General features: G+C 63.4%; 21 protein-coding genes and 4 pseudogenes. 20 read left to right on the forward strand and 5 right to left on the reverse strand.

The annotated features are described in order from the left end of the window. Nucleotides 1-32 precede the first annotated feature (32 nt). The 14 genes and pseudogenes from P9292_RS28885 to pyrF all read left to right on the forward strand — a co-directional run bounded on the left by P9292_RS28885 (nucleotide 33) and on the right by pyrF (nucleotide 15188). Nucleotides 33-2133, forward strand: a pseudogene (locus tag P9292_RS28885) (ribonuclease catalytic domain-containing protein). 61 nt (nucleotides 2134-2194) lie between these two features. Beyond that, nucleotides 2195-3043, forward strand: a complete 849-nt coding sequence (aroE, locus tag P9292_RS28890) for a shikimate dehydrogenase (RefSeq protein ID WP_250465667.1) — start codon at nucleotides 2195-2197, stop codon at nucleotides 3041-3043. Nucleotides 3044-3057: 14 nt separating this feature from the next. After that, nucleotides 3058-3795, forward strand: coding sequence for a monofunctional biosynthetic peptidoglycan transglycosylase (gene mtgA / locus P9292_RS28895; protein WP_309844404.1), 738 nt, complete (start codon nucleotides 3058-3060; stop codon nucleotides 3793-3795). Nucleotides 3796-4238: 443 nt separating this feature from the next. Beyond that, a complete protein-coding gene (locus P9292_RS28900) occupies nucleotides 4239-5120 on the forward strand; it encodes an IclR family transcriptional regulator (protein ID WP_244828117.1) in 882 nt (293 codons plus the stop codon). After that, nucleotides 5117-6079, forward strand: a complete 963-nt coding sequence (locus P9292_RS28905; RefSeq protein WP_244826253.1) for a 2-dehydro-3-deoxygalactonokinase — start codon at nucleotides 5117-5119, stop codon at nucleotides 6077-6079. Before P9292_RS28900 ends, P9292_RS28905 begins: the two co-directional genes overlap by 4 nt. An 18-nt stretch (nucleotides 6080-6097) precedes the next feature. Then, nucleotides 6098-6784: a 2-dehydro-3-deoxy-6-phosphogalactonate aldolase gene (locus P9292_RS28910; protein ID WP_250465664.1), complete on the forward strand. Its 687-nt coding sequence runs from the start codon at nucleotides 6098-6100 to the stop codon at nucleotides 6782-6784. After that, complete coding sequence (locus P9292_RS28915) at nucleotides 6781-7560, forward strand: SDR family oxidoreductase (RefSeq protein ID WP_309962416.1); 780 nt, start codon at nucleotides 6781-6783, stop codon at nucleotides 7558-7560. Before P9292_RS28910 ends, P9292_RS28915 begins: the two co-directional genes overlap by 4 nt. Nucleotides 7561-7673: 113 nt before the next feature. After that, nucleotides 7674-8681, forward strand: a complete 1008-nt coding sequence (locus tag P9292_RS28920) for an arabinose ABC transporter substrate-binding protein (protein WP_244826250.1) — start codon at nucleotides 7674-7676, stop codon at nucleotides 8679-8681. A 59-nt stretch (nucleotides 8682-8740) separates the two neighbouring features. Beyond that, entirely contained in the window at nucleotides 8741-10255 is a 1515-nt protein-coding gene (araG, locus tag P9292_RS28925; RefSeq protein WP_244826249.1) for an L-arabinose ABC transporter ATP-binding protein AraG, read from the forward strand. Nucleotides 10256-10279: 24 nt separating this feature from the next. Next, nucleotides 10280-11296, forward strand: coding sequence for an L-arabinose ABC transporter permease AraH (araH, locus tag P9292_RS28930; protein WP_244826248.1), 1017 nt, complete (start codon nucleotides 10280-10282; stop codon nucleotides 11294-11296). A gap of 75 nt (nucleotides 11297-11371) precedes the next feature. After that, entirely contained in the window at nucleotides 11372-12160 is a 789-nt protein-coding gene (locus P9292_RS28935) for an SDR family NAD(P)-dependent oxidoreductase (protein ID WP_244826247.1), read from the forward strand. Then, entirely contained in the window at nucleotides 12151-13026 is an 876-nt protein-coding gene (locus P9292_RS28940) for an SMP-30/gluconolactonase/LRE family protein (RefSeq protein WP_244826246.1), read from the forward strand. Before P9292_RS28935 ends, P9292_RS28940 begins: the two co-directional genes overlap by 10 nt. Before the next feature lie 82 nt (nucleotides 13027-13108). Next, a complete protein-coding gene (locus P9292_RS28945) occupies nucleotides 13109-14242 on the forward strand; it encodes an aldose 1-epimerase (RefSeq protein ID WP_250465656.1) in 1134 nt (377 codons plus the stop codon). Nucleotides 14243-14375: 133 nt separating this feature from the next. Beyond that, on the forward strand, nucleotides 14376-15188 hold the full coding sequence (gene pyrF / locus P9292_RS28950) for an orotidine-5'-phosphate decarboxylase (RefSeq protein WP_250465655.1): 813 nt from the start codon (nucleotides 14376-14378) through the stop codon (nucleotides 15186-15188). A gap of 157 nt (nucleotides 15189-15345) precedes the next feature. Here pyrF and P9292_RS28955 read toward each other — a convergent pair whose 3' ends face one another. From P9292_RS28955 to thiL, 3 genes are read right to left on the reverse strand one after another with little or no spacing between them, the layout of a single operon-like run. Beyond that, nucleotides 15346-15846: a CinA family protein gene (locus tag P9292_RS28955; RefSeq protein ID WP_244826243.1), complete on the reverse strand. Its 501-nt coding sequence runs from the start codon at nucleotides 15844-15846 to the stop codon at nucleotides 15346-15348. A 39-nt stretch (nucleotides 15847-15885) separates the two neighbouring features. Further along, entirely contained in the window at nucleotides 15886-16425 is a 540-nt protein-coding gene (locus tag P9292_RS28960) for a phosphatidylglycerophosphatase A (RefSeq protein ID WP_244826242.1), read from the reverse strand. Next, nucleotides 16415-17419, reverse strand: coding sequence for a thiamine-phosphate kinase (gene thiL / locus P9292_RS28965; RefSeq protein ID WP_250465738.1), 1005 nt, complete (start codon nucleotides 17417-17419; stop codon nucleotides 16415-16417). Before thiL ends, P9292_RS28960 begins: the two co-directional genes overlap by 11 nt. Nucleotides 17420-17636: 217 nt before the next feature. On the opposite strand from thiL, the pseudogene P9292_RS28970 reads away from it, so the two are divergent. From P9292_RS28970 to P9292_RS28980, 4 genes and pseudogenes are all read left to right on the forward strand, one after another. Next, nucleotides 17637-19975 (forward strand): annotated as a pseudogene (locus tag P9292_RS28970) (NADP-dependent malic enzyme). Nucleotides 19976-20426: 451 nt separating this feature from the next. Then, nucleotides 20427-20945: a ribonuclease gene (locus P9292_RS28975; RefSeq protein ID WP_250509480.1), complete on the forward strand. Its 519-nt coding sequence runs from the start codon at nucleotides 20427-20429 to the stop codon at nucleotides 20943-20945. Nucleotides 20946-20960: 15 nt separating this feature from the next. Then, nucleotides 20961-21068, forward strand: a pseudogene (locus tag P9292_RS43285) (barnase inhibitor); the annotation flags it as partial. A 69-nt stretch (nucleotides 21069-21137) separates the two neighbouring features. Next, a pseudogene (locus P9292_RS28980) lies at nucleotides 21138-21533 on the forward strand (barstar family protein); the annotation flags it as partial. Between the two features lie 97 nt (nucleotides 21534-21630). On the opposite strand, the gene P9292_RS28985 reads toward P9292_RS28980, so the two are convergent. After that, nucleotides 21631-22368, reverse strand: coding sequence for a 16S rRNA (uracil(1498)-N(3))-methyltransferase (locus tag P9292_RS28985; RefSeq protein ID WP_250465647.1), 738 nt, complete (start codon nucleotides 22366-22368; stop codon nucleotides 21631-21633). Between the two features lie 64 nt (nucleotides 22369-22432). Further along, complete coding sequence (locus tag P9292_RS28990; protein WP_244826237.1) at nucleotides 22433-22846, reverse strand: glyoxalase/bleomycin resistance/extradiol dioxygenase family protein; 414 nt, start codon at nucleotides 22844-22846, stop codon at nucleotides 22433-22435. A 347-nt stretch (nucleotides 22847-23193) separates the two neighbouring features. On the opposite strand from P9292_RS28990, the gene tkt reads away from it, so the two are divergent. Next, a complete protein-coding gene (tkt, locus tag P9292_RS28995; RefSeq protein ID WP_309962419.1) occupies nucleotides 23194-25245 on the forward strand; it encodes a transketolase in 2052 nt (683 codons plus the stop codon). 42 nt (nucleotides 25246-25287) lie between these two features. Continuing rightward, nucleotides 25288-26298, forward strand: a complete 1011-nt coding sequence (gene gap / locus P9292_RS29000) for a type I glyceraldehyde-3-phosphate dehydrogenase (protein ID WP_244826235.1) — start codon at nucleotides 25288-25290, stop codon at nucleotides 26296-26298. The last annotated feature ends 166 nt before the right edge of the window (nucleotides 26299-26464 follow it).

Consider the following 26464-nt stretch of genomic DNA (forward strand, 5'->3'; position numbering starts at 1 on the left):
CGACCCGGTCCACCGTTTTACGAGAGTATTGAGTGAACGTTTTCTTCGAGGAATCGGGTAGTTTCAAGGCCGGATCGGTGCTGTCCAAACAGGGCGATGCCTTCCAGGTCGAATTGCCGGGCGGACGGCGTGCGAAAGTGCGCGCGAAAGACGTGCTGATCGAATTCGATAAACCCGCTGCGGGCGAGCTGATGCAGGAAGCCGACGCCATCGCGCAGGAGATCGATCTCGACTTTCTGTGGGAATGCGCGCCCGACGACGAATTTCCGTTCGCCACGCTCGGCGCGGATTACTTCGGCGACAAATTCGGCGCGGCCGAACGCGCGGCCCTCGTGCTGCGCATGCATGGCGCGCCGGTGTACTTTCGCCGCAAGGGGCGCGGGCAGTATCAGCGAGCGCCGCAAGAGCAATTGCAGATGGCGCTTGCCGGGCTCGAACGCAAGCGTCAGCAGGCGCTCGTGCAAGCGGGCTACGAAGAGGAACTGAAGGCGGGCAAGTTGCCCGAGGCGCTCGCGGGCAAGGCAATCGGTTTGCTCACGAAGCCCGACAAGAACTCCATCGAGTACAAGGCGCTCGAAGCGGCGGCGGCCGCGCGCGGAATTTCGCAAGCGCGGCTCATGCTGGAATGCGGCGGAATTGCCTCGGCGCGCGCCTTGCACGAAGCGAAGTTCCTGTCGGAGTTCTTTCCGCACGGCGTCGGTTTTCCGTCGCTGCAACCCGCGCCTTTCCCGGAAGACTTGCCCGAAGCGGATGTCGAAGCATTCTCCATCGACGACGTCACGACGACCGAAATCGACGACGCCTTTTCCGTCCAGCATCTCTCCGATGGCCGCGTGCGCGTGGGTATTCACATCGCGGCGCCGGCGCTTGGCATCGCGCGGGGCGATGCGATCGACGCCATTGCGCGTGGCCGGGCTGTCCACGGTCTACATGCCGGGCGACAAGATCACCATGTTGCCCGACGACGTCGTCAATGTTTTCACGCTCGGTGAAGGCGGCTTGCGCCCGGCGCTGTCGCTTTACATCATCGTGAATCGCGAGACGCAGGAGATCGTCGCCACCGAAACGCGCGCCGAACGTGTATTCGTGAAGTCGAATCTGCGCCACAACCATCTCGACGAACACGTCACCGAAGAGACGCTCGCGGACGGCAGCGGCGATTATCCGCACAAGGCGGACATTGCCGTGCTCTGGCCGCTGGCTCAAGCGCTCTTCGAAAAGCGACAGCAGGCGCGCGCTACTTACGGTCTGAAGCGCGAAGTGCAGCGTAACAACGACTTCAATTTCTATGTCGAAGGCGAGCACATCACCATTACGCCGCGCCGCCGTGGCTCGCCGCTCGATCTGATCGTCGCCGAACTGGCGATTCTCGCGAATTCGTCGTGGGGCGCGTTTCTCAACGATCACGGCGTACCGGGCATTTACCGTTCGCAGCGCGGTTTCGGCGGTCCCGGTCCAAAGCGCACGCGCATGCAGACCACACCCGCGCCGCACGAAGGCTTGGGCGTCGCACAATATGCGTGGAGCACCTCGCCGCTGCGCCGTTATGTCGATCTCGTGAATCAGTGGCAATTGCTCGCGTGCGTGCAGCATGGCGTGACGGCCAAGCTCGCCGCGCCGTTCAAGCCGAAGGACGCGGATCTCTTCGCCGTGGTGCAAGGTTTCGACGATACCTACACCGCTTATGCCGATCATCAGCGCCGCATGGAGTATTTCTGGTGTCTGCGCTGGCTCAAGCAGGAGAACAAGCGGCAAGTTCCAGCATCGGTCATCAAGGACGATCTGGTGCGTCTCGAAGAAATTCCGCTGATCCTGCATGTGCCCGGACTCGGCGTGCATGCGCGCGGCACGCGTTTGATGCTCGAAGTCGTATCCATCGATGAACTGACCGTCGAGGCGTCGTGCCGCCTGCTGCACGTGATCGACGCGCCGACGCAAAGCGCGCCGGTGGAAGAAGACGAAGCCGAGGAAGAGATCGTCGAAACCGTCGATCTCAGCGCCGAAAGCGAAGCCGAAGCGCAGGCGGAAGTCTCCGCGACGGAGCCGTCGGCCGAAGGTGCCGAAGGTGCCGAAAGTGCCGGCGGAGTCGAGGGTGCAGGCGAATCGCAAGCGTCTTCGGGGCGGGCGGAATGAAGCCGCGCGCCGGCATGATCCAGAGCGCGCACGCCGCGCGCCAACTCACGGGACGCGCGCGATGACGCAACGCGATCAATACGTGGTGATCGGCAATCCGATCGAGCACAGCAAATCGCCGTGGATTCACGCGAAATTCGCTATCCAGACCGGCGAGCCTATCGAGTACGGACGCATCCTCGGGCCGCTCGGCGGCTTCGAGGAGCAAGCCAGAACGTTCATGGCGTCGGGCGGACGCGGCATGAACGTGACCGTGCCCTTCAAACTCGACGCCCACGCTTTCGCCAATACACTCTCGCCGCGCGCAGCCGCTGCGGGCGCGGTCAATACGCTGTCGTTCGGTGCGGATGGCGTGCGCGGTGACAACACGGACGGCGTCGGCCTCGTGCGCGACATCGAAGTGAATCTCGGCGTGAGCCTCACGGGCAAGCGCGTGCTGCTGCTTGGCGCGGGCGGCGCGGCGCGCGGCGTCGTGCTGCCTATCTTCGATCGCTCGCCGGCGGTGCTCACCATCGTGAATCGCACGGCTGAGAAGGCGCTGCAACTGGTCGATCAGTTCGCGGAAGCCGCGCTCGCGTCGAACGTGCGGTTTGCGGGCGGCAGCGCGAAGAGCGCGGAAGAAGGGCGCTACGACGTCATCGTCAACGCGACCGCGGGCAGTCTCGACGCCGCCTTGCCCGACTGCGACGCCGCCGCGTTCGGCGCCGGCACGCTCGCCTACGACATGATGTACAGCGCGAAGCCAACCGTGTTCATGCAGCACGCCGAACGCCTTCAGGCGCGCGCGGCGGATGGCCTCGGCATGCTCGTCGAACAGGCGGCCGAATCGTTCTTCATCTGGCGCGGCGTGCGCCCGGACGGCGGCGCGGTATTGCGCGAGCTGCGCCAGGTGCTCGCAGCCAAAGTCTGATGACGACCGCACCCATGTCCGAGCACACGCGCACGCGGCAGCGGCGCGGGGTGCGGCTCGGTCCCGCGCGCTGGATCGGTTATGGCGTGTCGGTACTGGTTATCGCCGCGCTCGCGACGCAGCTCTACTTCTTCGCGCAGATCGCGGTCTGGACCGTGGTGAATCCCGGCGCGACGGCCTTCATGCGCGCCGACGCCTGGACCCTCGCGAAAGAGCGTCCTGGCATCGAACTGCAACGCACGTGGGTTCCGTACGACCAGATTTCGCGCAATCTGAAGCGCGCGATCATCGCGTCGGAAGACTCCAACTTCGTCAATAACAACGGCTACGAAACCGACGCCATCTTGCAAGCCTGGGAAAAGAACAAGGCGCGCGGAAAGATCGTCGCGGGCGGTTCGACCATTTCGCAGCAACTCGCGCGGAATCTGTTCTTGTCGCGCGAGAAAAGTTATATCCGCAAGGCCGAGGAACTCGTCATCACGTCGATGCTCGAGCTTTTGATGGACAAGCAGCGCATCTTCGAGATTTATCTCAATTCGGTTGAGTGGGGTAATGGCGTCTACGGCGCGCAGGCGGCGGCTCAGTATTACTACAAGACGACAGCGGCAAAGCTGTCCGCGTCGCAAAGCGCACGGCTTGCCGTCATGCTGCCGCGTCCGAAATACTTCGACGATCACCGCGCGACGCCGTATCTGACCAGGCGCGCCAACGTAATCGCGCGGCGAATGGGCGCAGCCGAGTTGCCCGAGTGAAATTTAGCTGGCAGCGCTAAACAAGTTAAAGCCCTGATTTTTCAGGGCTTTTTTGTTTGCAAAAGGCTGTCGGCCGTCAGCTTTACTCCCATTATGTGAACAGTGCGATCACATATTGAATTATCGAGATAGGCGGAACTACAATCCGACCACAGCATAAAAAGCACACGCGCCAGTCATCCGAGACGGGCGCGACGAAGAATATCCAGAACAACGGAGACAAGTCATGCAATCGATCGCCTGCCCGCGTTCGCGGGTCGCGTCACGCGCCTCATCTTTCGGATTCGTCATCGCTTCGGCGGGCGCTTGGGCTTGTGCCGCGCGCGCCGTCCAGCTTGCACGCTTCGCATGACGCGCGTCGTGTTCATCGAGGAACGAGCGGCATGACCAAAATCGAACAAACCGAATCCGCGCCGAACGTGCGCGATATGTCGGCCAACGCCATGAACGACGGCGCCGACAAGAAAAGCAACGGCCATCATCGGCGCGATCCGGACGCCTTCGCGCTGCCGAGCGCGCTCGTCGACATCACGCCGCAGCAGGCAGGCACGCAAACGCTCTTGCGCGGCCTCGCGATTCTCGAAGCCGCCGCCAACGGCGCGCGCGATCTGCGCTCGTTCGGCGCGGCGCTCGGCACCACGCGCAGCACGACGCATCGGCTCGTGAGTTCGCTCGTGCAGGCGCGTTATCTCCGGCAAGTGCAGGGCGGTTATCTGCTCGGACCGAAACTGATCGAACTCGGCACCATCGCGCTCGAACAGATGCCGCTCACGGCGGTCGCGCGTCCGCATTTGCAGTCGCTCGCGGAACACACGCACGACACCATTCACCTCGGCGTGCGCGACGGCGACGACGTGCTCTACATCGACAAGATTCCGGGCACGCGCGGGTTGGAAATGCGCTCGCGCGTGGGGCATCGCATGCCGCTGGCATCGACGGGAATCGGCAAGGCAATGATGCTCGACCTCGAAGCCAACGTCTGGAAGAAGCTGCTCGACGCGTCGCTGCGCGCGCTCGCCCGCACGAGTTTCAAGCCGGAGAACCGGCCGGACATGGACACGTTTTTGCAGCGCATGACACGCTATTCGCAAGGTGGCTTTACCTTCGATCTCGAAGAGAACGAGGCGTCGATCCGCTGCGTGGCGGCGCCCGTGCGCGATGCGTCGGGTGCGATCGTCGCGGCGCTTTCGGTGGCGAGCACGATTCCCTATATGCCCCACGAACGCATGGAAGAACTGATTCCGGTCGTGCAGCGCGAAGCGCGCGCAATCTCCGAGGAACTCGGCTGGCGCGCGCCGCAAGCCAACCGCAGGATCAAACGATGAGCGCGCCCGTTCTGATCGCGCTCGACTGGGGCACGACGTCCCTGCGCGCTTATCTGCTCGATGCCGCGGGCGCTGCGCTCGACACGCGCGCTTCGTCGGCAGGAATCATGAAGCTGCCCGCTGGCGGCTTCGATCAGGCTTTCGAGGAAACCTGCGGCGCTTGGCTGAGCGCAAATGCGCAACTACCCGTCATCGCGGCGGGCATGGTCGGCAGCGCGCAGGGTTGGATGGAGGCGCCTTACGTCGAAACGCCCGCCGATGCCGACGCGCTCGTCGCGGGCATCGTCACGGTAAAGGCGGCGCGGGGCGCGACCGTTCATGTCGTGCCGGGCGTGCTCGAACGCGGCACGCTGCCGAACGTGATGCGCGGCGAGGAGACGCAGATTTTCGGCGCACTCGCGAGCGATGCGTCGCTGAACACGGCGAGTGGCGCGCTCATCGGTCTGCCGGGCACGCATGCCAAGTGGGCATTCGTGCAAGCGGGACGGATCGAACGCTTCTATACGTTCATGACGGGCGAGACCTTCGGCGCACTGCGCGATCACACCATCCTCGGCCGCACGATGGAGCAGGACGCGAAGCCGGATAGCGCGGCGTTTCTGAGAGGCGTCGATACCGCGCGCGATGCCGGTCATGCCGGCCTTCTGGCGACGATCTTCAGCACGCGCACACTCGGACTGACCGGTCAGCTCACGGCGGCCGAGCAGCCGGATTATCTGTCGGGACTTTTGATCGGCCATGAACTGCGCGGCCTGAACGAAGTGCTGGCGCGCGAGAACGCGACGCTCGCCGGCAAGACGTTGCGTCTGATTGGCAACGATGCGCTGTGCGACCGCTATCGCGCGGCTCTCGCGCAATACGGATGCAACGACGCGCAGACGGTGGCGCAAGCGACCGAATCCGGGCTTTATCGAATCGCATTGCAGGCCGGGTTGATCGCCAAGCCCGCGCGCATGTGACACGGAAAGGAGAAACGAATGCAACCGCCCATCAATCTACCCGCGCCTTACGGCATGCACGGCGGCCTCGCGAAAGCGTTCGCCGCGTGTCCGCTGATCGCGATCCTGCGGGGCATCACGCCCGAGGAAGCCGAGGCGCACGGCCGCGCGCTGTATGAAGCGGGCTTTCGCATCATCGAAGTGCCGCTCAATTCGCCGCAGCCGTTCGACAGCATCGCGGCGATCCGCCAGGCGCTGCCCGCCGATGCCATCGTCGGCGCGGGCACGGTGCTGCATGCGAGTTACGTCGACAGCGTGCGCGCGGCAGGCGGCGAACTGATCGTGATGCCGCACAGCGACGCCGATGTCGTGCGCGCGGCGAAAGCGCAGGGGCTCGCCTGCGCGCCGGGCGTGGCAACGCCGAACGAAGCGTTTCTCGCGCTCAAGAACGGCGCGGACGTATTGAAGATGTTCCCCGCCGAACAACTCGGCGCGCATGTCGTGAAGGCGTGGCGCGCGGTGATCGCGAAGGAAGTGCCGCTGGTGCCGGTGGGTGGCGTCGCGCCGGACAACATGGGGCCGTTTCTCAGCGCGGGCGCGAACGGCTTCGGTCTCGGCTCGGCGCTGTACAAGCCGGGGCAGAGCGAAACTGCGACGGCATCGCATGCGAAGGCGTTCATCGACGGACTCGCGGTCGCGCGTTCCACACGGGGCGAGAAGCAATGAACCGCCTCGCCGGCAAGGTCGCGATGATCACGGGCGCCGGGCGCGGCATCGGTGCGGCGATCGCGCTGGCTTTCGCGCGCGAGGGCGCTGCGGTCGCGCTCGCGGAACTCGATATCGAGACGGCGCAAGCGACGGCTGAACGCATCGCGAAGGAAGCGAATTCGACGCGCGTCGTCGCGATCGGCACGGACGTGACGCAGAGCGCATCGGTGAAGGAAGCGGTCGCGCAAACCGAAAGCGCGTTCGGCCCGCTCGACGTGCTCGTGAACAACGCGGGCATCAACGTGTTCTGCGACCCGCTCACGATGACCGACGAAGACTGGCGGCGCTGCTTCGCCGTCGATCTCGACGGCGTCTGGAACGGCTGCCGCGCGGCGCTGCCCGGCATGGTCGAGCGCGGCGCGGGCAGCATCGTGAATATTGCCTCGACGCATTCGTTCAAGATCATCCCCGGCTGCTTTCCATATCCGGTGGCCAAGCACGGCGTGATCGGACTGACGCGCGCGCTCGGCATCGAATACGCGCCGAACAACGTGCGCGTGAATGCCATCGCGCCGGGTTATATCGAAACGCAACTGACGCTCGACTGGTGGAACGGCCAGCCCGATCCAAAGGCCGCGCGTCAGGCCACACTGGATTTGCAGCCGATGAAGCGTATCGGCCAGCCGCAAGAAGTGGCGATGACGGCGGTGTTCCTCGCGTCCGACGAGGCGCCGTTCATCAACGCGAGTTGCATCACGATCGATGGCGGGCGCTCTGCGCTCTACCACGACTGAAGTCACGAATGACGCACTGGCCGTGGTGCGGCATCACTACAAAAACGCGGCCGCCAACCAACTGAGCGCCCGTGCGCGGGCATGATTCGAGCAAAAAGTCGGGAGACAAAACGATGAAACGCAGACTGTTCCTTACGCTTCTCGCCGCTGCGACGGCCACGAGCGCCACCATGATCGCCGCGCCGGTTGCGCAAGCCGCCGACGACGTCAAGATCGGCTTCCTGGTGAAGCAACCCGAAGAACCGTGGTTCCAGGACGAATGGAAGTTCGCCGAAATGGCCGCGAAAGCGAAGGGCTTCACCCTCGTGAAGATCGGCGCGCCGTCGGGCGAAAAGGTCATGAGCGCGATCGACAACCTCGCCGCGCAAAAGGCTCAGGGGTTCATCATCTGCACGCCTGACGTCAAGCTCGGACCGGGCATCGTGGCCAAGGCGAAGGCGGACAAGCTCAAGATGATGACGGTGGACGACCGTCTCGTCGACGGTTCCGGCAAGCCGATCGAAGCCGTGCCGCACATGGGCATTTCGGCTTACAACATCGGCAAGCAAGTCGGCGACGGCATTGCGGCCGAGATCAAGAAGCGCGGCTGGGACGTGAAGGAAGTCGGCGCCATCGACGTGACTTACGAACAGCTGCCGACCGCGCATGACCGCACGGCCGGCGCCACCGACGCGCTCGTGGCATCGGGCTTTCCGAAGGCGAACATCATCATGGCGCCGCAAGCGAAGACCGACACCGAAAACGCGTTCAACGCCGCGAACATCGCGCTCACGAAGAACCCGCAGTTCAAGCACTGGGTGGCCTACGCGCTCAACGACGAAGGCGTGCTCGGCGCGGTGCGCGCGGCGGAAGGCCGTGGCTTCAAGGCTGACAACATGATCGGCATCGGCATCGGCGGCTCGGATTCGGCGATCAACGAGTTCAAGAAACCGAACCCGACGGGCTTCTACGGCACGGTCATCATCAGCCCGAAGCGTCACGGCGAGGAAACCTCGGACCTGATGTACGCGTGGATCAAGGACGGCAAGGCGCCGCCGGCACTCACGCTCACGACCGGCATGCTGGCAACGCGTGAAAACGTGGCGTCGGTGCGTCAGCAGATGGGCTTGGCATCGAACTAAGTCATTGGACGAGAGCGGGCCGCGCGTGGCGTGGCTCGCTCGAAGCATAAGGAGGCGATGTGTCAGCGACGCTGCGTTTTGACAATATCGGCAAGGTTTTTCCAGGCGTGCGCGCGCTCGACGGCGTGTCGTTCGACGTCAACGCCGGCGAAGTTCACGGTTTGATGGGCGAGAACGGCGCGGGTAAATCGACCTTGCTCAAGATTCTCGGCGGCGAGTATCAGCCCGATTCGGGGCGCGTGCTCATCGACGAAAAGGAAGTGCATTTCGGAAGCGCCGCGGCTTCGATTGCTTCGGGCATCGCGGTGATCCATCAGGAGTTGCAGTACGTGCCGGACTTGACCGTGGCCGAGAACCTGCTGCTCGGCGCGCTGCCGAACCGGCTCGGCTGGGTCAACAAGCGCGAGGCGAAGAAGCACGTGCGCGACCGGCTGACGGCAATGGGCGTCGATCTCGATCCCAACGCCAAGCTGCGCAAGCTCTCGATCGCGCAGCGGCAGATGGTGGAAATCTGCAAGGCGCTGTTGCGCAACGCGCGCGTGATCGCGCTCGACGAACCGACGAGTTCGTTGTCGCATCGCGAGACGGAAGTGCTGTTCAAGCTCGTGCGCGATCTGAAGGCGGACAACCGCGCGCTTATCTACATCTCGCATCGCATGGACGAGATTTACGAGCTGTGCAATGCCTGCACCATCTTCCGCGACGGCCGCAAGATCGCGTCGCATCTTTCACTGAAAGACTTGCCGCGCGACACGCTGGTTCAGGAGATGGTCGGCCGCGAGATCAGCGATATCTATAACTATCGCGCGCGGCCGCTCGGCGACGTGCGCTTCTCGGTCGAGAACCTGCAAGGCGCCGCCCTGAGCGCGCCGGCGAATTTCGAAGTGCGGCGCGGCGAGATCGTCGGTTTCTTCGGGCTGGTGGGCGCGGGGCGCAGCGAATTGATGCACCTCGTCTACGGTGCGGACAAGAAGAAGGAAGGCGCGATCGAACTCGACGGTCAGCCGATCAAGGTGCGCAGCACGGGCGAAGCGATTCGACACGGCATCGTGCTGTGTCCGGAAGATCGCAAGGAAGAGGGCATTGTCGCGATGGCGACGGTCGCGGAGAACATCAACATCTCGTGCCGCCGGCATTATCTGCGCGCGGGTTTGTTCCTCGATCGCAAGAAGGAAGCGCAGACGGCGGATCGCTTCATCCAGCTCTTGAAGATCAAGACGCCGAGCCGCAGACAGCGCATCCGCTTTCTGTCGGGCGGCAATCAGCAGAAAGCCATTCTGTCGCGCTGGCTCGCGGAGCCGGATCTCAAGGTCGTGATCCTCGATGAACCGACGCGCGGTATCGACGTCGGCGCCAAGCACGAGATCTACAACGTGATCTATCAACTGGCGGAGCGCGGCTGCGCCATCGTGATGATTTCTTCGGAACTGCCCGAAGTGCTGGGCGTGTCCGACCGGATCGTCGTGATGCGGCAAGGGCGTATAGCGGGCGAATTGCCGCGCGGGAAGGCGAACGAGCAGTCGGTATTGAGTCTGGCGCTGCCGCAATCGGACACGGTCGCGGAAGCGGCTTAAAGAGAGAAGACAGGGGAGCACATCATGGAAGCAAGAGAAAACATCGTCGGGCAAGCGGGTGAGGCGGTGGCGAACGCGCTGATTCCGCAGAAGAACGACAAGCAAAAGTGGTATCAGCAACTGACGGAATACAGTCTGATCGTGATCTTCGTGGTGATGTTCGCCACGATGTCGCTGACGGTCGATCACTTCTTTTCGATCGAGAACATGCTCGGACTGGCCTTGTCGATCTCGCAGATCGGCATGGTGGCCTGCACGATGATGTTCTGCCTCGCCTCGCGCGACTTCGACCTTTCGGTCGGCTCGACGATCGCCTTCGCCGGCGTGCTTTGCGCGATGGTGTTGAACGCGACGGGCAATACGTTCATCGCGATCATCGCGGCGGTGGCGGCGGGTTCGGTGATCGGATTCGTGAACGGCGCGGTGATCGCCTATCTGCGCATCAACGCGCTGATCACCACGCTCGCCACGATGGAAATCGTGCGCGGCCTGGGCTTCATCGTGTCGCACGGTCAGGCGGTGGGCGTGTCGTCGGACACCTTCATCGAACTCGGCGGACTGTCGATGCTGGGGATTTCCCTGCCTATCTGGGTCACGCTTGCATGTTTCATCGTTTTTGGCGTATTGCTCAACCAGACTGTGTACGGCCGCAATACGCTCGCAATTGGCGGCAATCCGGAAGCCTCGCGGCTCGCGGGCATCAACGTGGAGCGCACGCGCGTGTGGATCTTCCTGATCCAGGGCGCGGTCACCGCGCTCGCGGGCGTCATTCTCGCTTCGCGGATCACGTCGGGTCAGCCGAATGCCGCTGAAGGTTTCGAATTGAACGTGATTTCCGCGTGCGTGCTGGGCGGCGTGTCGCTGCTCGGCGGACGCGCGACGATCTCGGGCGTCGTGATCGGCGTGCTCATCATGGGCACGGTCGAAAACGTGATGAACCTTTTGAACATCGACGCGTTCTATCAGTACCTCGTGCGCGGCGCGATCCTGCTGGCCGCCGTGCTGCTCGATCAGCTGAAGAATCGCGGGTCGCGGGACTAAGCCTCCGGTCGTGTCGTTTGCATCGCCGCGAGAGCCATACGGCTTTCGCGAAGCCAAACTCTTGTGAACAAGCCCATGTCAGCCACTGAAAAGAAGCTCGCCGTTTATCCCAGCCTCGCGGGCAAGACCGTGCTCATCACGGGCGGCGCCACCGGTATCGGCGCGTCCTTCGTGGAAAACTTCGCCGGTCAGGGCGCGAAGGTCGCGTTCTTCGATATCGATACGGCCGCGGGCGAAGCGCTCGCCGACCGGCTCGGCGCGTCGCTGCCCGAAGGCCGTTTCAAGCCGCTCTTCCTGCGTATCGATCTGACCGACATCGACGCCTTGCGTAAAGGCATCGTCGATGTGCGCTCGGCGCTCGGGCCCATCAGCGTGCTCGTCAACAACGCGGCGAACGACAAGCGTCATTCGATCGAATCGGTGACGCCCGAATCGTACGATGCCGGCATCGCGGTGAACATTCGCCATCAGTTCTTCGCGGCGCAGGCGGTCATCGAAGACATGAAGCAGCTCGGCGGCGGCTCGATCATCAATCTCGGCTCCATCAGCTGGATGCTCAAGCAAGGCAATTTCCCGGTCTACGTCACGTCGAAGTCGGGCGTGCAGGGCATGACGCGCGGCCTCGCGCGCGATCTCGGCAAGTTCGGCATTCGCGTGAATACGCTCGTGCCGGGCTGGGTGATGACCGAAAAGCAAAAGACGCTGTGGCTCGACGACGCAGGCCGCGAAGCCATCAAGCTCGGCCAGTGCATCGACGCCGAACTGATGCCGGAACATCTCGCGCGCGCGGCGCTGTTCCTGGCGTCGGACGACAGCAGCATGTTGACCGCGCAGGATATCGTCGTCGACGGAGGATGGGCGTGAAAGCGCGCCTTCTCGTCGACAGCCAGTGCGCGCTCGGCGAAGGCGCGACGTGGTGCGCGCGAAGCGGCCGCTTCTACTGGACCGATATCGAAGGCAAGCGTCTGTGGCGTTACGATCCGCGCGATGGCAAAAGCGAATCCTTCGAAATGCCCGAGCGGCTCGCGTGCTTCACGCCGTGCGCCGATGCGGGACGCTTGCTGCTCGGCCTTGCATCGCGGCTCGCGTTCTTCGACCTGACGACGCGCGAGATCGAGACCATCATGCTCGTCGAAGCCGACTTGCCGACGCGTCTGAACGATGGCCGCTGCGACCGCGAAGGGCGCTTCGTGTTCGGCACCAAGCACGACGTGGAGGATGCGCAGGCGGTCGGCGGGTTCTATCGGCTGAATCACGATTTGTCGCTCGAACGGTTGCCGCTTCCCGACTGCGCGATCTCGAACAGCATCGGCTTCAGCCCAGATGGCGCGACGATGTACTACTGCGATTCCCCGACGCGCCAGATTCGCGCGTGCGATTACCCGAGCTTCGCGAACGACCGCGTGTTCGTCGAATTGAGCGATGCGACGGGCGTTCCCGACGGTTCCATCGTCGATGCCGATGGCGGTCTCTGGAACGCGCAATGGGGCGGTTATCGCGTGGTGCGTTATGCACCCGATGGCCGCGAAAGCGCGCGTGTCGATGTGCCGAGCGCGCAACCGAGTTGCGTCGCGTTCGGCGGCGCGGACTTCGCCTCGATGTATGTGACGAGCGCGCGCGTCGGACTGAACGAGCGTGCCTTGCAGACCGATCCGCATGCAGGCGGCGTGTTCATCGCCACACCGGGTGTGCGCGGAATCGAAGAAGCGGTATTTCAGGGCAAGCCATAAAACCAAGGCGCCGCGCTCTGCGTTCAAGCGCGCCCAAGCCCGGCCACGCCGGGCAGTTTCGCCTCTCGCTGGAGTACGAGCCATGACTGCTGCGCGCACAGAAACAGGATCGAACGCGGTATCCGCATCCACGGCGCAGGCGAACGCCCGCCGTTCTCGTCTCGCCGCCGCCAAGGAGCCGCCGATACGCCCCGGCCCGGGCACCGCGGCGGTCGCTATCGGCAGCGCGGGCGTCGCTGGCTGCATCACGCTTGCAAACGCGCATTTGCGGCTCGATGTCGCGCCTTCGCTCGGCGGCGGCATCACCCGATTCGACTGGCGTCATGAAGGCGCGCTCGTGCCGATCTTCCGACCTTGCATCGAACCGGGCCCGGACACCGATCCGAATCAACTCGCCTGCTATCCGCTGCTGCCGTATTCGAATCGCATCGGCAATGGGCAGTTCGAGTTTTCCGGCCGCGCCATCGACGTGCCGTGCAACCGCGCGGGCGAACCGCTGCCCATTCACGGCGACGGCTGGCTCGGCGCGTGGCAAGTGGAAGACGAAGACGCGGACGCGGCCCATGTGCGCATGACGCTCGACCGGCGCGACGGCAAGCCGTATTCGTATCGCGCAACGCAGACTTATGCCTTGGACGACGCGACGCTCGTCGTGACACTCGACGTTCAGAACACGGGCGATCAGGCGCTGCCGTTCGGTCTCGGGCTGCATCCGTTTCTAATGCGCGAAGCGGATACGGAGTTATCCGCGGCGGCGGGCGGTCTCTGGCTTTGCGGCGACGACTGGCTGCCGGTGCGTCACGTTCCCGCGCCGCCCGCGTGGCAGTTCGGCGTGGCATACCCGATGCCGTCCGAGATGGTGAACAACGCCTTCACCGGCTGGAGCGGACGCACGAGCGTGCTGTGGCCCAGGCGTCGGCTGTCGCTCATCATCGCCGCCGATACCGACTACTACGTGCTCTACGCGCCGCCCGGCGAGAACTTCTTTTGCTTCGAGCCGGTGGATCATCCGATCAACGCGGTGAACCTGCCCGGTGGAGGCGAGGCGCACGGCATGACGGTGCTCGAACCGGGCGAGCGGCTCGCGCGTACGTTTCGCTTCACGGTCGAGCGAACGGGCGATGCGTCGCGGCGGGCCAGTCCACGCACGCGCGCCCGCGCGGGTTCGGGCGCGAAGGCGAAGGCACGCGCAACGCATGCACGCGTGGATGGCTGAAGGAAAGCCAGATGACAGACGCCTGAGAGCAAGCGATAAAAGCGGCGGCTTGCCGGACGATTCGGACGAGTAGGGTGGAAACGCCGGCACGTTAAAATGCGTGCCATCGACGTTCTTCGAGAAGCCTCCCGCCATGTCCTTCATTCAATCGCTCAACGCCGCGTGGTCGCGCACGCAATCGCTGCTGTGCGTCGGTCTCGATCCCGAGCCGTCGAAGTTCCCGGCCGCGCTCAAGGGCCGTTCGGACGCGATCTTCGAGTTCTGCCGCGATATCGTCGATGCCACCGCGCCTTACGCGTCATCGTTCAAACCGCAGATCGCGTACTTCGCGTCGAATCGCGCGGAAGATCAACTCGAAGCGCTGATCGCGCATATCCACGAGAAGCATCCCGGCATTCCCGTGATCCTGGATGCCAAGCGCGGCGACATCGGCAGCACGGCGGAGCAATATGCGCGCGAGGCGTTCGAGCGCTATCGTGCGGATGCGGTCACGGTCAACCCGTACATGGGTTTCGATTCCATCGAGCCGTATCTCGCGCATAAAGGCAAGGGCGTGATCGTGTTGTGCCGGACCTCGAACGCGGGCGGCTCCGATCTGCAGTTTCTCGATACAGGCGGCAGGCCGCTTTATCACGTGGTCGCGACGCTCGCGGCCGAAAGGTGGAATAAGAACGGTCAGCTCGGACTCGTGGTTGGCGCGACGTTTCCGAGGGAAATCGAAGCGGTGCGTTGTATCGTCGGCGAGATGCCGTTGTTAATTCCAGGTATCGGCGCGCAAGGCGGCGATGTCGAAAGAACCGTGCGCGCGGGCCGCACTGGCAACGGCACGGGCATGCTGATCAATTCGTCGCGCGCGATCATCTACGCGAGCAAGGGCGAGGATTACGCTCAAGCCGCTGCGGACGCGGCGAAGAAAACGCGCGATTCGATCAACGCGTATCGATAAGAACGATGCGCGGCTTCGGCAATGCGACGATGCATTAAAGCCGCGCTGAAACGTGGATCAGCGGGTACCGATGAATTCGCGGCGTTTTCAACGCTACGCCAACTCACGACCAATACCGCGAAGTCAGAACGCGATGCGATCGAAGCCACATCGCCGCTTACTTCTCCCTGCGCTCCAGCAACTCCAGCAAGCCCCTCAACGCATGCGCCGCCGCCTGCGTGCGTACTTGTTCGCGGTCGCCCTTGAACAACTGCGTCTCGACAGCCGTATGCAGCCGATTGCTCCACGCAAACGACACCGTTCCCACCGGCTTCGCCTCGCTGCCGCCCCCTGGCCCCGCCACGCCCGTGATCGACACCGCCACCTGCGCGCGGCTGTTGCGCAAGGCGCCTTCGGCCATTGCTTTCGCCACCGGCTCGCTCACCGCGCCATGCTGTTCGATCAACGCAGCCGGCACGCCGATCATCTCGGTCTTCGCGAGGTTCGAATACGTGACGAAGCCGCGCTCGAACCACGCACTGCTGCCGGAAATATCCGTGATCGCCGCCGCGACCATGCCGCCCGTGCACGACTCGGCGGTCGCGAGCGTCAGCCGTTCGTCGCGGAGCTTGTTGCCGACGCGAATCGCGAGTTGGTGAACGACGGTATCGGTTGCCATGACGATGTTCCGAAGGGTTGAAGGTGAGAAGAACGACCGTCAGACGGTCATGCGCCAGAGCGCGATCACGAGCAGCGAGAAGAACGCCGCGACCAGGTCGTCGAACATGATGCCGAAGCCGCCTTTCAAATGGCGGTCGAAATAGCGAATGGGCGGTGGCTTGACCATATCGAAAAAGCGAAACACCACGAACGCCCACAACTGTCCGGTGAACGTCGCGGGCGTGACGAGCAGCAGCACGAGCCAGAACGCAATGATCTCGTCCCACACGACCGCCGACGGGTCCGCGACATTCATCTTCTTCGCGGTGAAGCCGCAGAACCAGCATCCGGCAACAAAGCCGATGACGATCAGCGCGCCCCATTCGGCCACCGTCAGATACTGATTGAACACGACGAACGAAACCCACGCGAAGAGCGTACCGACGGTGCCGGGCATGATCGGCGAAAGCCCGCTGCCGAAACCGAGCGAAAGAATATGCAGCGGATGCGTGAGCATGAAGCGCGCGCTCGGCTTGCGCGGCGCGCCGCGCGCAGTTGGGGGATCGCCCGGGAGCGCCGGGGTCGGGTCAGTCTGCATGAAAGTGGTCGAAGCCTTGCAACGTCAGTGAAAGCGGCGCGCCCGTGTTGTCGCGCCAGTCGATAGCGGGCGTACTCGTCGTGCACGGCGCGCTCATCGCTTCGATTGTACCGATGCGCGTCAACGCCACGCCCACGCGTTCTGCAATGCGAGCCACGGCGTCACGCCGCTCGCGCGGCGCGGTGAAGCAGAGTTCGTAGTCGTCGCCGCCCGCGAGCGCGCATTGGCGGCGCGCGGCTTCGGGCAACGCGCGAACGGCATCGGAGCACGGCACGGCGTCGGCATCGACGATGGCGCGCACGTTCGACCGCCTGAGGATATGCATGAGATCGCCGGCCAGGCCATCGGAGATATCGAGCGCCGCGTGCGCCACGCCGCGCAGCGCGAGACCGAGCGCCACGCGCGGCTCGGGGCGTTCGAGCGCCACGTTCCATGCGGACGACGCCGCCGGCCATTCGCCGCGTATTGCGCCGAGTCCCGCGCGGGCATCGCCCAAGGTGCCGGAAACGTAGATGTCGTCGTCGGGCTTCGCGGCATCGCGACGCAATGCCGCGCCATGCGGCACGTCGCCGAAAACGGTGATGCAGATGTTGAGCGGACCGCTCGTGGTGTCGCCACCGATCAGCGCGCAGTCGAAGCGCTGCGCGAGCGCGAAGAGGCCGTCGCTGAATGCGGCGAGCCACGCTTCGTCGGCGCGCGGCAAGGCGAGCGCAAGTGTGAACGCGTGCGGCTTCGCGCCCATCGCGGCGAGATCGGAAAGGTTCACGGCGAGCGCCTTGTGGCCGAGCGCGTTCGGATCGACATCGGGAAAGAAGTGACGGCCTTCGACCAGCATGTCCGTGGAAATAGCCAGTTGATGTCCGGCAGGCGGCGCGATCAGCGCGCAATCGTCACCGATGCCAAGCGGCATGGCGGCCGCGTTGTCGTGTCGTGACGATGGCGGGCTCGCGCGGCGGGCGAAGTATCGATCGATCAGTGAAAACTCGGAGAGCATCGTGGGCGTCAAGGCTGATTGTTGCGCTGCAAGATAGAAACGTATTGGACGGCAAAATGCATCGGCGAGCGGTGAACGTACCCGCATCGTGTCTCGAAAAAACCGGCCGATGCGCTGAAAGCCTTACTGCGCTTCAGGATCAGACCTTTTAAAGTCACGGCACTTGTAGCTGAATTGCATGGACTGCGGGCTAAAGCGCTACACGAATGGCGCTACAATGCGTTCGAACTTCCATTCTAATTCCCGCACTGCTAGCCCGCCTTATGACGACTGACGCCAATACCAAGCTTCGCGAAGCCGCGCTCGACTATCACGAGTTTCCGGTCCCCGGAAAGATCGCAATTGCGCCGACCAAGCAGATGATCAACCAGCGCGATCTCGCGCTGGCTTACTCGCCGGGCGTCGCGTTCGCGTGCGAGGCGATCGTCGAAAATCCGCTCAACGCCGCACGCTTCACCGCGCGCAGCAACCTCGTGGGCGTCGTGTCGAACGGCACGGCGGTACTGGGTCTCGGCAACATCGGTCCGCTCGCTTCCAAGCCGGTGATGGAAGGCAAGGCCGTGCTCTTCAAGAAGTTCGCGGGCATCGACGTGTTCGACATCGAGCTCAACGAAAGCGATCCGCACAAGCTCGTCGAAGTGGTCGCCGCGCTCGAACCGACGTTCGGCGGCATCAATCTGGAAGATATCAAGGCGCCGGATTGCTTCATCGTCGAGCGCGAGTGCCGCAAGCGCATGAAGATTCCCGTCTTCCACGACGATCAGCACGGCACGGCTATCGTGGTCGCGGCAGCCATCACCAACGGCCTGAAGGTGGTCGGCAAGGACATCGCCGAAGTGAAGCTCGTGGCGTCCGGCGCGGGCGCGGCGGCGCTGGCCTGTCTCACTTTGCTCGTCGATCTCGGCATGAAGATCGAGAACATCTTCGTCACGGACTTGGCCGGCGTGGTCTATAAAGGCCGCACGGAACTCATGGACCCGGACAAGGAACGCTTTGCTCGCGAGACCAGCGCGCGCACGCTCGCCGAAGTGATGGAAGGCGCGGACGTGTTCCTCGGCTTGTCGGCAGGCGGCGTGCTCAAGCAGGAAATGGTCAAGGGCATGGCCGCGAAGCCGCTCATTCTCGCGCTTGCCAATCCGACGCCGGAAATCCTGCCGGAACTCGCGCTCGAAGTGCGCCCCGATGCCGTGCTCGCCACCGGCCGCACGGACTACCCGAATCAGGTCAACAACGTTCTGTGCTTTCCGTTCATCTTCCGTGGCGCGCTCGATGCGGGCGCGACCACCATCACGAAGGAAATGGAAATCGCGGCGGTGAACGCAATCGCGGAACTGGCGCGTCAGGAACAAAGCGATATCGTCGCGACCGCGTACGGCATTCAGGACTTGTCGTTCGGCCCCGAGTATCTGATTCCGAAGCCTTTCGATCCGCGTCTCATCGTGAAGATTGCGCCAGCAGTGGCCAAGGCCGCGATGGACAGCGGCGTGGCGACGCGTCCTATCGAGGACATGGACGCCTACGAACAGCACTTGCAGCAGTTCGTCTACCACAGCGGCACGACCATGAAGCCCGTGTTCCAGCTCGCGCGCAGCGTGGAGCCGGAGAAGAAGCGCATCGTGTTCGCGGAAGGCGAGGAAGAGCGCGTGCTGCGCGCCGTGCAGATCGCCGTCGACGAAAAAATCGCCAAGCCAATTCTCATCGGCGCCGGCGGTCATCAGACAGCGCATCACGAAGTTCGGTCTGCGGCTCACGCCGGATGTCGACTTCACGATGGTCGACACCGATCACGACGAGCGCTACCGCGACTTCTGGCAGACGTACTACAAGATGATGGCGCGCAAGGGTATCAGCGAGCAGATGGCCAAGCTCGAGATGCGCCGCCGCACCACGCTCATCGGCGCGATGCTGGTGGAAAAGGGCGAAGCCGACGGCATGATCTGCGGTACGGTAAGCACGACGCATCGGCATCTGCACTTCATCGATCAGGTGATCGGCAAGAAGGAAGGCGCGAAGGTCTACGCGGCCATGAACGGCCTCGTGTTGCCGGGCCGCCAGATTTTCCTGGCCGACACGCACGTCAACGTCGACCCGACGCCCGAGCAGCTCGCGGAAATCACCATCATGGCGGCGGAAGAGGTGAAGCGTTTCGGCATCGTGCCGAAGATCGCGCTGCTGTCGCATTCGAACTTCGGCACGAGCAACGCGCCGACCGCGCAGAAGATGCGCGACGTGCTGGCTATCCTCAAGCAACGCGCGCCCGATCTCGACGTCGACGGCGAAATGCACGGCGACGTCGCGCTCGACTCACGTTTGCGCAAGGAAGTGCTGCCGGAATCGACGCTCGAAGGCGACGCCAATTTGCTGATCCTGCCGAACATCGACGCCGCGAACATCTCGTACAACCTGCTGAAGACTGCGGCGGGCAACAACATTGCCATCGGTCCGATGCTCCTCGGCGCGGCAAAACCGGTGCATGTGCTGACGGCATCGGCGACGGTGCGGCGTATCGTCAACATGACGGCGCTGCTCGTGGCCGACGCGACCGCTGCACGGTGAACGAATGAACTGAGCGTCTGCCGTACGACGACGTGCCAATTGAACGCGGCGGAATTTTCCGCCGCTTTTTTTTTGGCAGCAAAAAACGCGGGCGAAAAAAAAGCGTGCCGTGGGTCGTTGGCACGCTTCGAGGCAAGAGCAAAGGGGCTTCACTCGCCCTCCAAGGGTCAAAAACAGAGCCTCGGCGGAGCGCCTGCCGTGAAGCCGACAAGTGAGGCGACTCGTCATATGGCTTCGCGGCTCTGCGGGACAAATTATTATCTCGTTCAGGATAAAAATCTCTCAGATTTGGGCTAAATATTGACTTGATTTTTTGCCAATCTCCATGCTTTTTGGCAATTTTAAGGAAGAATTGCCGATTTCTCGCGGAACGTTGCTTCCCCTTGTCATTAGCGATACCCTTGCATCTTTCATGGTCGTCGAATTCTGATAACGCGGGGACAACCGTTTCGTGATGCGTGCATGGGTTTCAACCATCGTCGCCTTGAGTCTCATTCTTGGCGGGTGTGGCAAGGACGAATCCCGTGGCGGCGCACCAGACGCGGCATCCGCGGGTCCCGCTGCCATTCAGGCAAGCGAGGCGCCGGGAACGCCCGCCGAATCGGCAGGGTCTCTTGGTCGGGGACCGGTGCGGGAACCCACGCAACGGTCTGCCGAATCCGGCCGGCCTGAGCGTGACGGGCTCGCCACCATCGGCATTGCGCAGTTGCCGAAGCAGGCAGTGGCGACATTGCGGCTGATCGAAGCGGGCGGCCCTTTCCCTTATCCAAAGGACGGAGTCGTGTTCGGCAATCGCGAGCGTGTGCTGCCGCGGCATCCGCGTGGTTATTACCACGAGTACACGGTGCCCACGCCGCGTTCGCGTGACCGGGGCGCCCGGCGAATCGTGTGTGGCGGGTCGAAGCGGCAGACTGGCGACTGCTACTACACGGACGACCATTACGCCAGTTTCAAACGCATTGCGGACTAACTAGGGATTAACGGCATGAGCGACAACATCTACGCGCACGACAACGGCGTCGCGAGTGATCTTTTCGCAACCGGCGATGGCAACCTGTTCCAGCGAGTATTGCGGCTACGCATGACAGAACACGACAACAGACCCGATGACGAGCCGAATCCGGTGCAGGCGCATCCTCAGGAACCGGCGGAGGAATCCGAGTCTCTTTTCGCGACGGTGCGGCCGAATATCGTGCAATCCATCCGCGCGTTCCGTGTTCAGGAACTCGCCGACGAAGCGAATCGACTCGAACAGCATTTTCTTTACGCGTATCTCGGGCAGGCGCAAAGCAAGCAGGAAATCCTGGAGACCATTGCGACGTCGTTCCTGTTTCCCAAGCACTTCGGCAAGAACTACGACGCGCTGTACGACTCGCTGACCGATCTCGTCCACAAGGCGGGCTCGCAACCGGGCTTCGTGATCGTGCTGGAGCAATTGCCGATTGCGCAGAAATTCGACAAGGAAGGGCGCGAGACGCTGCTCGACGTGTTCCGCGACGCGGCCGAGTTCTGGGCCGAACGGCGCGTGGCGTTCCGCGTGTTCTATTCGTTCGTGTGACGCGCTGAAGCAAGCGCTGCTCGCGCGACGTTTGAAATGAATCAGCCCGATGGGTCTTGCTCATCGGGCTGATTTTGTTTGCGGTGTGTCGTCCCGTTCACCAGCCGCCCCAACGCGCGGCGAGCGCGGCCAGCACCGCGATTCCCGCCGTCTCAGTGCGCAACACGCGCGGTCCGAGACCGAGCGCGGAGAAACCCGCCGCCACGATCTCACTTTCTTCCGATGGCGAAAATCCCGCCTCCGGTCCAATCAGCAAAGTCACCGGTTCGCGCGGCGCTTTTGCGGGCAGCGTCGCGAACGTGAGTTCCGCGCGCGGCGAAAGCAGCAAGCGCAGCTCACCATCGGAGGCGGGCGGCAAGTCGGCGAGCCAGGCGTCGAGATCGCGCGGCGGCGCGACGTGCGGTACGCGATTGCGTCCGCATTGCTCGCAGGCGGCGCGAACGAGCGCTTGCCAGTGCGCCTGACGCTTGAGCGCGCGCTCGCCCGCAAGCCGCACGACGCCGCGCTCGGTCGTCAGCGGCACGATATCCGCGACGCCCAGCTCCACCGTCTTCTCGATCAGCCAGTCCATCTTGTCGCCGCCCGCGACGCCTTGCGCGAGTATCACGCGATACGGCGGCTCCGCGTCACGTTCGTCGTGTTCGTCGATCCGCGCGCTGGCCGCACGTTTCGCGATCTCGGTCAGCTCCGCGCGATACTCGCCGCCTTCGCCATCGAAGAGCGTGATGACATCGCCGGTCTGGAGGCGCAGGACGTGCACGTGGCGCACGACATCGTCGGGGAGGGGCAAGGTTTGGCCCACCGCGAGCGGGCCGTCAACGTAAAAGCGTGGCATAGGTAACGATCGCGGATGCAGAACCCGCGGATAGTGAAGTTGCCTTGAGGGAATGAAACAGCGCTTAGTTCAGATGCCGCGCAATCGCCCAGCGATAGCCATCCGGATCTTCGATCTGCGCAAAGCGGTCGCCCCAGAACTGATCCTGTGGCTCGATGAGCGCTTTCGCGCCCACGGCGATGGCCTGCGCGAAGGTGGCATCCACGTCGTCCACATAAAGATAGAACGACTGCGGCGCCATGATGCCGGAGCTCTTCGGCGTGCGCGCCTGCGAGCCGTAAGCGCCCTCCGGCGCGAACATCACGATCAACTGGCCGCGATACGTCATCTCGACGTGGATGATGCTGCCATCGTCGTTCACGCTGTCGCGCACCGCGAAGCCGAGCGCCTTCTCGTAGAACCCGATGCTCACGCGCGCATCGCGCACGGTGAGATAGGGCGTCAACCAGGGCACGTCGGCCGGGCGTGGGTCTGTCATCGAAAGCGCTCCTTCAAGCCTTGCTGCACGAATACGGTGAGGGACATTCTGCCACGAAGCCCGGCATGCCATCCGCAGGCGCCGGCGCTCGAAGCGAAGCAGCCGCTGCACGGAACGTGCCCGCCGCGATGGTCAGCGATGCGCGTCGAACGGCGATGCTTTGGCGCTTGCTCGCGGCCTGTCAATCGGACCGGTCTGTTAGAATGACGGCCTCCCGATCCTCGTCGTTTCTCGTCGTTCCGGTCCTGAAAACGTTGTGTGCCGCGGGTCCGGCGCGTAGCAGAATCACTGCGGATTATTTCAGGACCAGCCGGAAGCTCCCGAGCTTTCCAAGCACTCGACACGACATGACGACCCAGCCCTCCAGTCAGACCGCCCTCATGGCCAACGCGATCCGCGCGCTTGCCATGGATGCCGTTCAACAAGCCAACTCCGGTCACCCCGGCATGCCCATGGGCATGGCCGAAATCGGCGTCGCGCTGTGGTCGCGCCATCTGAAGCACAACCCCACGAATCCGCACTGGTTCGACCGCGACCGTTTCGTTTTGTCGAATGGTCACGGCTCCATGCTGCTGTATTCGCTGCTGCACCTGACCGGCTATGATCTGCCGATCGGTGAACTGAAGAACTTCCGCCAACTGCATTCGAAGACGCCGGGCCATCCGGAAGTGGGCATGACGCCGGGCGTCGAGACCACCACCGGGCCGCTCGGTCAGGGCGTCGGCAACGCGGTCGGCATGGCGCTCGCCGAAGCGTTGCTGGCGGCCGAGTTCAACAAGGCCGACGCGAAGATCGTCGATCACCATACGTATGTTTTCCTCGGCGACGGTTGCCTGATGGAAGGCATCTCGCACGAAGCCGCATCGCTCGCGGGCACGCTCAAGCTGAACAAGCTGATCGCGCTGTACGACGACAACGGCATCTCCATCGACGGTCACGTCGAACACTGGTTCCACGACGACACCCCGAAGCGTTTCGAAGCCTACGGCTGGAACGTGGTCCGCGCGGTAGACGGCCATGACGTCGAAGCGGTCGATGCCGCCATCGCCACGGCGAAGAACTCGGACAAGCCCACGCTGATCTGCTGCCGCACGGTCATCGGCAAAGGTGCGCCGACGAAGGCGGGCGGTCACGACGCGCACGGCGCGCCGCTCGGCGACAAGGAAATCGCCGCGACGCGCGCGGGCCTCGGCTGGAATTACGAGCCGTTCGTGATTCCGCAGGAAGTCTATGCGGCGTGGGACGCGAAGGAACAAGGCACGCACGCCGAAGCCGAGTGGAACAAGGCGTTCGAGGCCTACCGCGCGAAGTACGGCAGCGAAGCGGTCGAATTCACGCGCCGCATGAAGGGCGAATTGCCGGCTGACTGGAAGGCGAGCGCGGCGAAGATCATCGAAGATGCGAACCAGCGCGCCGAAACGGTCGCTTCGCGCAAGGCATCGCAACAGACCATCGAAGGTCTGGCCGCTGCGTTGCCGGAACTGCTGGGCGGTTCAGCGGATCTCACGGGATCGAACCTCACGAACTGGAAAGCGTCGAAGCCCGTACGCGCCGCCGGCGACGCAGAAAACGCGAACCCCGGTCACGCGGGCATCCAGTGGGGCAACCACATCAATTACGGTGTGCGCGAATTCGGCATGAGCACGGCCATCAACGGTCTCGCGCTGCATGGCGGCTTCCGCCCGTTCGGCGGCACGTTTCTGACGTTTTCGGATTACAGCCGCAACGCGCTGCGCGTCGCGGCGCTGATGAAGTCGCGCTCCATCTTCGTGTTCACGCACGATTCCATCGGTCTCGGCGAAGATGGCCCGACGCATCAGTCGATCGAACACGTGTCGAGCCTGCGTCTGATTCCGCAACTGCAGACGTGGCGCCCGGCCGACACCGTGGAAACGGCGGTGGCCTGGACGCATGCAATCGAACATCAAGGTCCGTCCACGTTGATCTTCAGCCGGCAGAATCTGCAATTCTCGCCGCGCAACGACGTGCAGATCGCGAACATCGCGAAGGGCGGCTACGTGCTGCGCGACTGGAACGACGACATTCCGGCGCGCAAGATCATCCTCATCGCGACCGGCTCGGAAGTGCAGCTCGCGATGCAGGCGGTCGAGGCGCTGGCGAAGGACGGCATTGGCGCGCGCGTCGTCTCGATGCCCTGCACCAACGTGTTCGACAAGCAAGACGCCGAATACCGCGAGCGCGTGCTGCCCAAGGGCGTGGCGCGCGTGGCGATCGAGGCGGGCGTGACGGATTTCTGGCGCAAGTACGTGGGCCTCGAGGGCGGCGTGGTCGGCATCGACACGTTCGGCGAATCCGCACCGGCGGGCGAGCTGTTCAAGCATTTCGGCTTCACGGTGGAACATGTCGTCGAGACGGCGAAGTCCGTGCTCGCGGCCTGAACCCGGCAGTCAACGGTTTTTTTAGCCATCAGGAGATTGACCATGACGATTCGCGTTGCAATCAACGGCTACGGCCGGATCGGCCGCAATACGCTGCGAGCTTTCTACGAAAACGGCAAGAAACACGACATCGAGATCGTCGCCATCAACGATCTCGGCGATGCCAAGACGAACGCGCATTTGACGCAGTACGACACGGCGCACGGCAAGTTCCCGGGCGAAGTGTCGGTGGACGGCGATTACCTCGTCGTCAACGGCGACAAGATTCGCGTGCTGGCCAACCGCAACCCGGCCGAGCTGCCGTGGGGCGAGTTGAACGTCGACGTCGTGCTGGAATGCACGGGCTTTTTCACGACGAAGGAAAAAGCGAGCGCGCATATCAAGGGTGGCGCGAAGAAGGTCATCATCTCGGCGCCGGGCGGCAAGGACGTGGACGCGACCATCGTGTATGGCGTGAACCACCACGTGCTGAAGGCATCCGACACGGTCATCTCGAACGCGTCGTGCACGACGAACTGTCTCGCACCGCTCGTCAAGCCGCTAAACGACAAGATCGGTCTCGTGAACGGTCTGATGACCACCATCCACGCTTACACGAACGATCAGGTTTTGACCGACGTGTATCACGAAGACCTGCGTCGCGCGCGCTCGGCCACGCATAGCCAGATCCCGACGAAGACGGGCGCGGCTTCGGCGGTCGGTCTCGTGCTGCCAGAACTGAACGGCAAGCTGGACGGCTATGCCATTCGCGTGCCGACCATCAACGTGTCGGTGGTCGATCTGTCGTTCATCGCCGCTCGCGATACGACGGTCGAGGAAGTCAACAAGATCATGAAGGAAGCAGCGGAAGGTTCGCTCAAGGGCATTCTCGGCTATAACGAGGCGCCGCTCGTGTCGATCGACTTCAACCACAACCCGGCTTCGTCGACGTTCGATGCAACGCTCACCAAGGTGTCGGGCCGTCTCGTGAAGGTGTCGAGCTGGTACGACAACGAGTGGGGCTTCTCGAACCGCATGCTGGACACAGCTGTAGCGCTCGCGAACGCGAAGTAAGCTTGCTGCACTGACCGACGTAAAAAAGCCGCTCTTCGGAGCGGCTTTTCTTTTCCCGCGCGGGTTCAGGCTTACGCGAAATTTCTGCCGGCAATGCGACACGATGTAAGCCGCAGCCGCCGCAGCCGCGTTCGCCGATGCCGTGCCCCTGAGATCGATTCGACAG

The sequence above is a fragment of the Caballeronia sp. LZ001 genome (assembly GCF_031450875.1).
Classification (GTDB): Bacteria; Pseudomonadota; Gammaproteobacteria; order Burkholderiales; family Burkholderiaceae; genus Caballeronia.

Coding starts and splice junctions, on each gene's coding strand:
- tkt (WP_309962419.1), top strand. CDS start 23,194: ATGACGACCCAGCCCTCCAGTCAGACCGCCCTCATGGCCAACGCGATC.
- P9292_RS28955 (WP_244826243.1), bottom strand. CDS start 15,846: ATGGCAACCGATACCGTCGTTCACCAACTCGCGATTCGCGTCGGCAAC.
- gap (WP_244826235.1), top strand. CDS start 25,288: ATGACGATTCGCGTTGCAATCAACGGCTACGGCCGGATCGGCCGCAAT.
- P9292_RS28945 (WP_250465656.1), top strand. CDS start 13,109: ATGACTGCTGCGCGCACAGAAACAGGATCGAACGCGGTATCCGCATCC.
- P9292_RS28905 (WP_244826253.1), top strand. CDS start 5,117: ATGAGCGCGCCCGTTCTGATCGCGCTCGACTGGGGCACGACGTCCCTG.
- aroE (WP_250465667.1), top strand. CDS start 2,195: ATGACGCAACGCGATCAATACGTGGTGATCGGCAATCCGATCGAGCAC.
- P9292_RS28935 (WP_244826247.1), top strand. CDS start 11,372: ATGTCAGCCACTGAAAAGAAGCTCGCCGTTTATCCCAGCCTCGCGGGC.
- pyrF (WP_250465655.1), top strand. CDS start 14,376: ATGTCCTTCATTCAATCGCTCAACGCCGCGTGGTCGCGCACGCAATCG.
- P9292_RS28900 (WP_244828117.1), top strand. CDS start 4,239: ATGAACGACGGCGCCGACAAGAAAAGCAACGGCCATCATCGGCGCGAT.
- P9292_RS28910 (WP_250465664.1), top strand. CDS start 6,098: ATGCAACCGCCCATCAATCTACCCGCGCCTTACGGCATGCACGGCGGC.
- P9292_RS28960 (WP_244826242.1), bottom strand. CDS start 16,425: ATGCAGACTGACCCGACCCCGGCGCTCCCGGGCGATCCCCCAACTGCG.
- P9292_RS28990 (WP_244826237.1), bottom strand. CDS start 22,846: ATGACAGACCCACGCCCGGCCGACGTGCCCTGGTTGACGCCCTATCTC.
- thiL (WP_250465738.1), bottom strand. CDS start 17,419: ATGCTCTCCGAGTTTTCACTGATCGATCGATACTTCGCCCGCCGCGCG.
- mtgA (WP_309844404.1), top strand. CDS start 3,058: ATGTCCGAGCACACGCGCACGCGGCAGCGGCGCGGGGTGCGGCTCGGT.
- P9292_RS28915 (WP_309962416.1), top strand. CDS start 6,781: ATGAACCGCCTCGCCGGCAAGGTCGCGATGATCACGGGCGCCGGGCGC.
- P9292_RS28920 (WP_244826250.1), top strand. CDS start 7,674: ATGAAACGCAGACTGTTCCTTACGCTTCTCGCCGCTGCGACGGCCACG.
- P9292_RS28940 (WP_244826246.1), top strand. CDS start 12,151: ATGGGCGTGAAAGCGCGCCTTCTCGTCGACAGCCAGTGCGCGCTCGGC.
- araH (WP_244826248.1), top strand. CDS start 10,280: ATGGAAGCAAGAGAAAACATCGTCGGGCAAGCGGGTGAGGCGGTGGCG.
- P9292_RS28985 (WP_250465647.1), bottom strand. CDS start 22,368: ATGCCACGCTTTTACGTTGACGGCCCGCTCGCGGTGGGCCAAACCTTG.